Below are 10,467 nucleotides of genomic sequence, written 5' to 3' on the forward strand. Positions count from 1 at the left end.
CATTGGCAGATCCGCATATTCCCGTACTTCTCAATCCCCTTCTGCGCGCGGTCGATGCGGTCGCGGGCGTCTGGCTGGACGGCACCTTCGGGGCGGGCGGTTATGCCCGCGGGCTACTGGCCGCGGGCGCCGATGTCGTGATCGGCGTCGATCGCGACCCTTCGGTGTTTCGCATGGCCGATGCGTGGCGGGGCGAACATGGCGACCGCCTGCGCCTGGTCGAGGGCACGTTTTCCGACATGGACAGCCTGGCGGGCGAGCCGCTGGACGGTGTGGTCCTGGATCTTGGCGTCAGCTCGATGCAGCTGGACCAGGCCGATCGCGGGTTCTCGTTCCTGCGTGACGGTCCCCTGGACATGCGCATGGGGGACGACGGACCGTCCGCCGCAGACCTGCTGAACACGGCCGAGGAATCCATGATCGCGGATGTCCTTTATCACTATGGCGAGGAACGGGCCTCGCGCAGGATCGCGCGGGCGATCGTCATGGCGCGCCCGCTGACGCGCACCTCGCAGCTGGCCGAGGTCGTGGCCTCGTGCCTGCCGCGTCCGAAACCGGGTCAGAGCCATCCTGCCACGCGCAGCTTCCAGGCGATCCGCATCTGGGTGAACGACGAATTCGGCCAGCTGGTCGCGGGACTGTCCGCCGCGGAACGCGCGCTGAAGCCCGGCGGCAAGCTGGCCGTGGTCAGCTTCCATTCGCTGGAGGACCGGATCGTCAAGCGCTTCATGCAGGCCCGCGCCGACAGCGGCGGGGGCGGCAACCGCTATGCCCCCGTGCAGGAGGAACGCCAGCCCGCCTTTACCCTGCCCACGCGCCGCGCGATCGGGCCGGACCCGGACGAACTGAAGGTGAACCCGCGCGCCCGTTCGGCCCTGCTGCGGGTGGCCATCCGCACCGAGGCGCCGGCAGGCAGCGTCGATGCCCGGTCGCTTGCCATGCCGAGGCTGCCCGGACGGGAGGGCGCCTGATGCGGTCCCTCGCCTATCTTGCCGGGGTGCTGGTCCTGATGGGCCTGGCCTTCTGGGCCTATCGCGAGAATTACGCCACCCAGGCCGCCATCGGTCAGATGGGGCAGGTCCAGCGCGAGATCGCGGGCCTGCGCGAGGAACTGGGCGTGCTGCGCGCGGAATGGGCCTATCTGAACCGTCCCGACCGGCTGAGCGGGCTTGTCGATCTGAATTTCAACCGCCTGCAGCTCGTGCCCCTCGAATCCGAACAGTTCGTGGGGCCGGGCCATGTAGATTACCCGAAGCCCCCCGAACCCGCCGTCGATCCCGAAGGTGTCGCCCAGATCGAGGAACAGCCATGATCCGCACCCCCCTGCGCCCCCTGGCCCGCATCCTTCGCGCCCGCGAACGCGGCGAGAATCCCGACGATATCGAGGCCGAGAATCGGCGCGTCCGCCACGAGCAGATCCAGGACAAGGCCCGCCGCCGGGCCGAGGGGCGGCTTCTGCTGCTGTCGGCCTGCTTCCTGATCGCCTATGGCACCGTGGCCACGCGCATGGGCACGCTGGCGCATAGCAGTCCCTCCGAACCGCGCGCGGCGGTGCTGTCGGCGCAGATCATGTCGCAGCGCGCCGACATCACCGACCGGCGCGGGCGGGTGCTGGCGACGAACCTGCTGACGCATTCGATCTATGCCCATCCCCATCAGATGGTGGACCCGATCGGTGCCGCGCGGGGGCTGGCGCGGATCTTCCCCGACCTGTCCGAGGAGCGGCTGATCCGCGATTTCACCGGCAGCCGCAAGTTCATGTGGATCAAGCGCAAGATCAGCCCCGAGCAGATGCAGGCGGTCCACGACATCGGCGAACCGGGCCTGCTGTTCGGCCCCCGAGAGATGCGCGTCTATCCCAATGGCGACATCGCGGCGCATATCCTGGGCGGTTCCGGCTTCGGCAACGAAGGGGTGAACAGCGCCGAGGTGATCGGCATCGCGGGCGTGGAAAAGGCCTTCGACGCCTGGCTGCGCGATCCGGCAAATGACGGTGCGCCGCTGCAGCTGTCCATCGACCTGACCCTTCAGCAGGCGATGGAGGAAGTGCTGGCCTCGGGCATGGACGTCATGAGCGCCAAGGGCGCGACGGGCATCCTGATGGAGATTTCCTCGGGCGAGGTGATGGCCATGGCCAGCCTGCCGGATTTCGATCCGAACGACCGTCCCCGCCCGCTGCTGACCGGTGAGCCCTCGGACAGCCCGCTGTTCAACCGGGCGGTGCAGGGCCAGTACGAACTGGGTTCGACCTTCAAGATTTTCCCGGTCGCGCAGGCGATCGACCTGGGGCTGATCAATCCCTCGACGCAGATCAACGCGCAGACGCCGATGCGGATCGGCAAGTTCCTCATCAACGATTTCCACGATTACGGCCGCACGCTCAGCACGACCGACGTGATCGTGAAATCCTCGAACGTGGCGACGGTCCGGATCGCGCAGATGATCGGCGTGGATCGGCAGAAGGACTTTCTGCAGAAGCTGGGCCTGTTCGAGCCGACCCCGATCGAGATGGTCGAGGGTTCGACCGGTCAGCCGCTGGTCCCGTCGCGCTGGCCGGCCGTCACCTCGGCCACGGTCAGCTTCGGCCATGGCCTGGCGGCAAGCCCGCTGCACCTGGCCACCGCCTATGCGACGATCGGCAATGGCGGCAAGCGCGTCACGCCCACGCTGATCCATAACCGCGAACGCCCCGAGGGCGAACAGATCCTGTCGCCCCGTGCCGCCGCGATGGCCGTGGACATGCTGCGCCAGGTCGTCACCCGCGGCACCGCCCGCAAGGCCGAGATCGAGGGCTACGAGGTCGCGGGCAAGACCGGCACCGCCGACAAGCCGCGGGCCTCGGGGGGGTATTACAAGAACAAGGTGATCGCGACCTTCGCGTCGGTCTTCCCGGCCAGCGACCCGAAATACGTGCTGATCGTCGCGCTGGACGAACCCTCGATCGAGACCGCGGCGGGCGAGAGCCGGACCGCCGGCTATACCGCCGTTCCGGTCGCCGCCGAGGTGCTGCGCCGGATCGGCCCGCTTCTGGGCCTGCACGGGGCGGGCGACGAAAACCTGCCGACGATCACCGCGCGTGCCGAACCCCGTGTTGAACCCGGGGAAGACCCTGAGCTAAAGCTCGTCGCGAACCAATGACGGATGGGACCGTGGGCAAGGACAATGTGACGCTGTCGCGGCTGGGGCTGCACGCACAGGGCGGGCGCGATCCGCTGATCTCGGGGCTGGCCATCGACAGCAGGGATGTCGAACAGGGCTTCCTGTTCGCGGCGCTGCCCGGATCGGCGGTGCATGGCGGGGAATTCATCACCTATGCGCTGCGCATGGGCGCCTATGCGGTGCTGACCGATCGCAAGGGCGCCGAGATCGCGGCCGAGGAACTGCGCGACTGGGACGGTGCCCTGGTCATCGCCGAGGATCCCCGCGCCGCGCTGGCAGGTGCCGCAGCATTGTGGTTCGAAAAGCAGCCGCAGCATGTCGTGGCCGTCACCGGCACCTCGGGCAAGACCAGCGTCGCGACCTTCACCCGCCAGATCTGGCAGCATATCGGGCATGGCGCGATCAGCCTGGGCACGATGGGGGTCGAGGGCGATTTCCACGCGAAACTGGCGCATACCACGCCCGATCCGCTGACGCTGCACGCCGTTCTGGCCGATGCGACCCGCGCGGGCATCACCCATGCAGCGATGGAGGCCTCCAGCCACGGGCTGGATCAGCGCCGCCTGGACGGTGTGCGGGTCGAGGCCGGGGCCTTCACCAATCTCAGCCAGGACCACCTGGATTATCACGCCGATTTCGACGCCTATTTCGCGGCCAAGGCCCTGCTGTTCAATCACGTGCTGGAAGAGGGCGCGTCCGCGATCATCAACACCGACAGCCAGCGCGGGCGGCAGATGGCCGATATCGCCACCGATCGCGGGCTGGCCGTCACCGATATCGGCACGCATGAGGGTGCGATGCTGCGCATCCTGGGGCAGCGCTACGACGCGACGGGGCAGGATCTGCGCTTTTCCGTGATGGGCGTGACGCAGATGGTGCGGCTGCAGCTGATCGGCGGCTTCCAGGCCGAGAACGTGCTGGCGGCGGTGGGGCTGTGCGTCGCCGCGGGCGACCCGATGGACGAGGTGCTGGCCGCGCTGCCGCATCTGACCACGGTGCGCGGGCGCATGCAGCTGGTCGCGCAGCGCGAAAACGGTGCGGCGGTCTTCGTCGATTACGCCCACAAGCCGGGCGCCGTCACGGCCGCGCTGAAATCGCTGCGCCCGCATGTGATGGGCCGCATCGTCTGCGTCATCGGCGCGGGCGGGGATCGCGACAAGGGCAAGCGTCCGCTGATGGGGCAGGCCGCGCGCGAATTCGCGGATGTGGTCATCGTCACCGACGACAACCCCCGGACCGAGGATCCGGCCCTGATCCGTGCCGCCGTCATGGAAGGCGCGGGCCCCGAGGCGACCGAGGTGCCCGACCGCGCCGAGGCGATCCTGCGCGGCGTCGATGCGCTGCAGCCGGGCGATGCGCTGCTGATCTGCGGCAAGGGGCACGAGACCGGCCAGATCATCGGGCAGGACGTCTATCCCTTCGACGACGCCGAACAGGCCTCGGTCGCGGTCGCCGCATTGGATGGCAAGATATGAGCCTTTGGACCGCAAGCGATGCCGCAGCCGCCACCGGCGGTCGCGCCGTCGGCGACTGGACCGTGGACGGCGTGTCCATCGACACGCGTACGATCAGTCCGGGCGATTTGTTCGTGGCGCTGACCGCCGTCCGCGACGGGCATGAATTCGTGGCGATGGCCCTGTCCAGGGGCGCGGGGGCCGCATTGGTCAGCCGCATCCCCGAGGGTGTCCCCGAAGACGCACCGCTGCTGATCGTCGACGACGTGCTGCAGGGCCTCGAGGCGCTTGGCCGTGCCGGGCGCGCGCGCATGGCGGGCAAGGTCGTCGCGATCACCGGTTCGGTCGGCAAGACCTCGACCAAGGAAATGGCGCGCGACGCGCTGGCGGGGCAGGGCGTGATCCACGCGGCCGAGGCCAGCTACAACAACCATTGGGGCGTGCCGCTGACGCTGGCACGGATGCCCGCCGATACGGATTTCGCCATCATCGAGATCGGCATGAACCACCCGGGCGAGATCGCGCCGCTGGCGCGCATGGCCCGCCCGCATGTCGCCATGATCACCACCGTCGCCGCCGCCCATCTGGAGGCGTTCGGCGCGATCGAGGGCATCGCCCGCGAGAAGGGCGCCATCTTCGAGGGGCTGGAGCCGATCGGCACCGCCATCATCCCCGAGGATCTGCCCGTCACCCAGATCCTGCGCGACTGCGCGGACGCGGCGGGGGCCATCGTGGTGGGCTTCGGGGAACAGGGCATGGCCCGCCCCATGCGCATCGAGGTGCAGGATGACGGGCTGTCCGTCCGCGCCCGCATCACCGGTGAGACACTGGATTTCACGCTTCGGACCACGGGCCGCCATTTCGCGATGAACGCGGTCGGCGTGCTGGCCGCGCTGTCGGCTGCGGGCGCGGACCCCAAGGCCGCAGCGGCCGCGATGTCGAACTGGCTGCCCCCCAAGGGGCGCGGCGCGGTCGAGACCCTGGGCGGCATCCGCCTGATCGACGATGCGTTCAACGCGAACCCGGCCTCGCTTGCGGCGGGGCTTGCGACGCTGGCGGGTCTGCAGGGCGGGCCGCGGGTGGCGATCCTGGGCGACATGCTGGAACTGGGCGACGACGAGATGCGCCTGCATCGCGACGTCGCCGCCGATCCGGCGATGGCCGCGATCGATCGCGTGCATTCCGCGGGCCCCCGCATGCGCCACCTGCACGAGGCGCTGCCGCAGGACAAGCGCGGCATCTGGGCCGAGGATGCGTCGGAACTGGCCCGCCGGGCCGGTGAACTGGTCGAGCCGGGCGACATCGTCCTCGTGAAGGGCTCCAAGTCCTCTCGCGTCTCGGCCGTGGTCGACGCGCTGCGCGCGCTGGCCGAAGAAGACAAAGGATAACGCCATGCTCTATTGGCTCAGCCACCTGTCCGAGGGCGGGGATTTCTTCAACCTCTTTCGGTACATCACCTTCAGGGCGGGGGCGTCCTTCTTCACGGCACTGTTCTTCGGCTTCATCTTCGGGCGTCCGCTGATCGAATATCTGCGCCGCGTCCAGAAGAAGGGCCAGCCCATCCGCGACGACGGTCCCGAGACGCATCTGGCAAAGGCGGGAACGCCCACGATGGGCGGGCTGCTGATCCTGTCGGCGCTGTTCTTCTCGACCCTGCTCTGGGCGCGGCTGGACAACGGATATGTCTGGATCGTGCTTCTGGTGACGGCCGGCTTCTCGGCCATCGGGTTCGCGGACGATTACGCCAAGGTCTCCAAGCAGAACACCAAGGGCGTCAGTTCGCGCAAGCGGATGGCCCTGGGGCTGGGGATCGCGTTCCTGGCCTCGGTCGCGGCGATGCTGCTGCACCCGGCCGAGCTGTCGGGCCAACTGGCGCTGCCGATCTTCAAGGACACGCTGGTCAACCTGAGCATCTTTTTCGTGCCCTTCGCGATGGTCGTGATCGTGGGCGCGGCCAATGCGGTCAACCTGACCGACGGTCTGGACGGGCTGGCGATCATGCCGGTGATGATCGCGGCAGGCACCCTGGGCGTGATCGCCTATACCGTCGGGCGCGTCGATTTCACCGATTACCTGGGCGTCCACCATGTCCCCGGCACGGGCGAGATCCTGATCTTCGTCGCCGCCCTGATCGGCGGGGGCCTGGGCTTCCTGTGGTACAACGCGCCCCCGGCCGCGGTCTTCATGGGCGATACCGGATCGCTGGCCCTGGGCGGCGCATTGGGCGCGATCGCGGTGGTGACCAAGCACGAGATCGTCCTGGCCATCGTCGGCGGTCTTTTCGTGGTCGAGGCGCTGAGCGTCATCATCCAGGTCCTGTATTTCAAGCGCACCGGCAAGCGGGTCTTCCTGATGGCGCCGATCCACCACCACTTCGAGAAGAAGGGATGGGGCGAGGCGCAGATCGTGATCCGCTTCTGGATCATCGCGCTGATCCTTGCACTGATCGGGCTTGCGACGCTGAAGCTGCGTTGACGCGCCGGATCACCGACATATCTATCATCCACCGGGGGCATCGCGCCCCCGGCTTGTGTTTCAGGAGGCCATGATGATCCCGGTTCAGGACGTCGACGATCAGACTATCGCGGTTCTCGGCCTTGGCCGTTCGGGGCGCGCGACCGCGGCGGCACTGGCGGCAGGGGGCGCCCGCGTCATCGCATGGGATGACGGGCAGGACACCCGCGAGGCCGCCGAGGCCGAGGGGCTGGAGCTGGTCGATCTGACCCGCGATGCGGCCTGGACGGGGGTTTCCGCGCTGATCGTCAGCCCGGGTATCCCGCATCTGTTCCCCAGGCCGCACCCCATCATCGCCAAGGCCTATGAGCTGGGTGTTCCGGTGGACAACGATATCGGGCTGTTCTTTCGCAGCTATGCCACGCGCGACTGGGATGCCTTCGACCGCCCGCCGCGGGTGATCGCGGTCACGGGTTCGAACGGCAAGTCCACGACCACGGCGCTGATCCATCACATCCTGCGCGAGAACGGCCGCCCCACCCAGATGGGCGGCAATATCGGCACGGGCGTGCTGTCGCTGGAACCCGCCACCGACCGAGAGGTGGTGGTGCTGGAGCTGTCATCCTATCAGACCGATCTGGCACGGGCACTGACGCCCGACGTGGCGGTCTTCACAAACCTGTCGCCCGATCACCTGGATCGCCATGGCGGGCCCGGCGGCTATTTCGCGGCCAAGCGTCGCCTGTTCGCAGAAGGCGGGCCGGACCGGGCCATCATCGGCGTGGACGAGGTCGAGGGGCGATACCTTGCCAACCAGCTGACCGTCGCGCCCTCGGACGACCGGGTGATCCGCGTGTCGGCGGGGCAGAAGCTGGACGGGGCGTCCTGGTCGGTCTTTGCGCGCAAGGGGTTCCTGTCGGAATACCGCAAGGGGCGGCAGGTCGCATCGATCGATCTGCGCGGCGTGACGGGGCTGCCCGGGTCGCACAATCACCAGAATGCCTGCGCGGCCTATGCCGCCTGTCGCGCCGTGGGGATCGCGCCGCGCGATGTCGAAGCGGCATTCCACAGTTTCGCGGGCCTTCCGCATCGCAGCCAGACCGTGGCCGAGATCGGCGGCGTTCGGTACGTGAACGATTCGAAGGCCACGAATATCGATGCCGCCGCCAAGGCGCTTCAGGCCTTTGACCGGATCCGCTGGATCGCGGGCGGCCTGGGCAAGGATGGCGGCATCGCGGCGCTTGCGCCCTTCATGGGGCAGGTCAGCAAGGCCTATCTGTTCGGGCATTCCGCGCGCGACTTCGCGCTGGAGGTCGGGCAGACCCCGCATGAGGTCGTCGATACGCTGGATCAGGCGCTGGCCCATGCCACGTCCGAGGCCCAGCCCGGAGAAACCGTGCTGCTGGCCCCTGCCGCCGCCAGCTTTGATCAGTATCCGAATTTCGAGAAGCGGGGCGAGCATTTCGTCCGGCTGGTCGAGGAGCTTGCAGCGAAGGCCGCCGAGTGAGCCATTGATCCCCCTGCCGTTCTGCGGAAACCTGCAGGCGACAGGGCAGGGGGACAAGATGACAATGGCAATGGATGCGGAAGCGCTGAACAGGTTTCTGCAAAGCGACTTTCCGCAGGTGGCGGGCAGTTTCCGCGTGGACGATGCGAGCCATGACCGCCTGACCGCGCGGCTGGTCGTGGGGCGCGACCATCTGCGCCCGGGCGGGACGGTCAGCGGCCCGTCGATGTTCGCGCTGGCCGATCTTGCGGTCTATTGCATGGTGCTGGCCCGGATCGGGCCGGTCGCATTGGCGGTCACCACGAATGCCTCGATCGACTTCATGCGCAAACCGGCCGCGGGGCGGGACCTGGTCGCGGAATGCCGGCTGCTGAAGCTGGGGCGCGTTCTGGCCGTCGCGGATGTGCTGATGCATTCCGACGGGCAGGAGGGGGCCGTCGCCAGATGCTCGATGACCTACTCGATACCGCCTGCGACCTAGCGATTCCGGGGGCTTATTTCGAGGTATATGGATACCTATATTGCAAAGCATTGTTATTGCTTTAGAAATAAGAGCGCATGCGTCTTGACCGAAGGGCGGCAATCTTGGATAAGCCGCCATCTCGAATTCAAAACGACCCTGAAGGGACGAAAGATGAAAACCTATACCGCGAAACCGGCGGAGATCGAGAAGAAGTGGATCCTGATCGACGCCGAGGGCGTCGTTCTGGGCCGCCTCGCAACGATCGTCGCCAACCGCCTGCGCGGCAAGCACAAGCCGAGCTTCACGCCGCACATGGACATGGGCGACAACGTCATCATCATCAACGCCGACAAGGTGCAGATGACCGGTGCGAAGCGCGATGACAAGAAATACTACTGGCACACCGGCCACCCGGGCGGGATCAAGCACCGCACCGCGCGCCAGATCCTCGAAGGCGCACATCCCGAGCGCGTCGTGATCAAGGCCGTCGAGCGCATGATCAGCCGCAACAAGCTGGGCAAGCAGCAGATGACCAACCTGCGCGTCTATGCAGGTGCCGAGCATCCGCACGAAGCACAGCAGCCCGAAGTTCTGGACGTCAAGGTCCTGAACAAGAAAAACACCCGGAGCGCGTGATCATGGCCGAAGACATCAAAACCCTGGACGATCTCAAGTCGGTCGTGACGGGCACTCCGGCTGCCGAAGCCGAGACCCAGATCAACCGCGAGCCGCAGCGCGATGCGCAGGGCCGTTCCTATGCCACCGGCAAGCGCAAGGACGCCGTCGCACGCGTCTGGGTCAAGCCGGGTTCGGGCAATGTCGTGGTCAACGGCAAGCCGATCAACGAGTACTTCGCTCGTCCGGTTCTGCAGATGATCCTGAAGCAGCCCTTCGACGTCGCCGGCGTTGCCGGTCAGTACGACGTCTTCGCCACCGTCAAGGGTGGCGGTCTGTCGGGCCAGGCAGGCGCCGTGAAGCACGGCATCAGCCAGGCACTGCAGCTGCACGAACCGAGCCTGCGCGCCGCGCTGAAGGCCGCCGGCTTCCTGACCCGCGACAGCCGCGTCGTCGAGCGTAAGAAGTACGGCCGCGCGAAAGCACGCCGCAGCTTCCAGTTCTCGAAGCGCTGATCCGCTTCTACGGACGATCAGGGGAAAGGGCGCAGCTTCGGCTGCGCCCTTTCTTCGTTTTGGCACTGCCTGGCCGTGCGGCAGGGCGGTCCGGGGCTGCCGGTCGGCTGTGCAGAATCGGAATCACCGGCGCGATTCCGGACGATTCCGTCACCGGAATGTCGTCAGCGCATGCAATCATGGTTCTAGACAGCTTGGGTGAACGATTTCCGCGTCCGAAATGCGCTGGTTTGAATCGTTCAGGATCAGGGGCTTGGAAGGTTTTTGAACCTCGGCCTCGTTTTTCCTCTTGCGGGTTTT

The 10,467-nt window shown here is 67.2% G+C and carries 10 protein-coding genes; all 10 read left to right on the forward strand.

From position 1 onward, the window contains the following. Window positions 1–2 precede the first annotated feature (2 nt). On the forward strand, window positions 3–971 hold the full coding sequence (gene rsmH, locus KO490_RS07910) for a 16S rRNA (cytosine(1402)-N(4))-methyltransferase RsmH (RefSeq protein ID WP_216018867.1): 969 nt from the start codon (window positions 3–5) through the stop codon (window positions 969–971). After that, window positions 971–1,312: a cell division protein FtsL gene (locus tag KO490_RS07915; RefSeq protein WP_216018868.1), complete on the forward strand. Its 342-nt coding sequence runs from the start codon at window positions 971–973 to the stop codon at window positions 1,310–1,312. Before rsmH ends, KO490_RS07915 begins: the two co-directional genes overlap by 1 nt. Further along, a complete protein-coding gene (locus KO490_RS07920) occupies window positions 1,309–3,138 on the forward strand; it encodes a penicillin-binding protein 2 (RefSeq protein ID WP_216018869.1) in 1,830 nt (609 codons plus the stop codon). Before KO490_RS07915 ends, KO490_RS07920 begins: the two co-directional genes overlap by 4 nt. Beyond that, complete coding sequence (locus KO490_RS07925) at window positions 3,135–4,634, forward strand: UDP-N-acetylmuramoyl-L-alanyl-D-glutamate--2,6-diaminopimelate ligase (protein WP_216018870.1); 1,500 nt, start codon at window positions 3,135–3,137, stop codon at window positions 4,632–4,634. Before KO490_RS07920 ends, KO490_RS07925 begins: the two co-directional genes overlap by 4 nt. Further along, window positions 4,631–6,001 (forward strand): UDP-N-acetylmuramoyl-tripeptide--D-alanyl-D-alanine ligase, encoded by a 1,371-nt coding sequence (murF, locus tag KO490_RS07930; RefSeq protein WP_216018871.1) that lies wholly within the window; start codon window positions 4,631–4,633, stop codon window positions 5,999–6,001. The genes KO490_RS07925 and murF overlap by 4 nt, the downstream gene beginning before the upstream one ends. Window positions 6,002–6,005: 4 nt before the next feature. Then, window positions 6,006–7,088: a phospho-N-acetylmuramoyl-pentapeptide-transferase gene (gene mraY, locus KO490_RS07935; RefSeq protein ID WP_216018872.1), complete on the forward strand. Its 1,083-nt coding sequence runs from the start codon at window positions 6,006–6,008 to the stop codon at window positions 7,086–7,088. Between the two features lie 73 nt (window positions 7,089–7,161). Continuing rightward, on the forward strand, window positions 7,162–8,574 hold the full coding sequence (gene murD / locus KO490_RS07940) for a UDP-N-acetylmuramoyl-L-alanine--D-glutamate ligase (protein WP_216018880.1): 1,413 nt from the start codon (window positions 7,162–7,164) through the stop codon (window positions 8,572–8,574). Window positions 8,575–8,632: 58 nt separating this feature from the next. Then, a complete protein-coding gene (locus KO490_RS07945) occupies window positions 8,633–9,055 on the forward strand; it encodes a PaaI family thioesterase (RefSeq protein WP_216018873.1) in 423 nt (140 codons plus the stop codon). A gap of 153 nt (window positions 9,056–9,208) precedes the next feature. After that, on the forward strand, window positions 9,209–9,673 hold the full coding sequence (gene rplM / locus KO490_RS07950; RefSeq protein WP_022707675.1) for a 50S ribosomal protein L13: 465 nt from the start codon (window positions 9,209–9,211) through the stop codon (window positions 9,671–9,673). A gap of 2 nt (window positions 9,674–9,675) precedes the next feature. Continuing rightward, a complete protein-coding gene (rpsI, locus tag KO490_RS07955) occupies window positions 9,676–10,167 on the forward strand; it encodes a 30S ribosomal protein S9 (RefSeq protein ID WP_216018881.1) in 492 nt (163 codons plus the stop codon). The last annotated feature ends 300 nt before the right edge of the window (window positions 10,168–10,467 follow it).

Origin of the sequence: Paracoccus sp. C2R09 (assembly GCF_018860625.1) — a bacterium.
Lineage (GTDB): Bacteria > Pseudomonadota > Alphaproteobacteria > Rhodobacterales > Rhodobacteraceae > Paracoccus.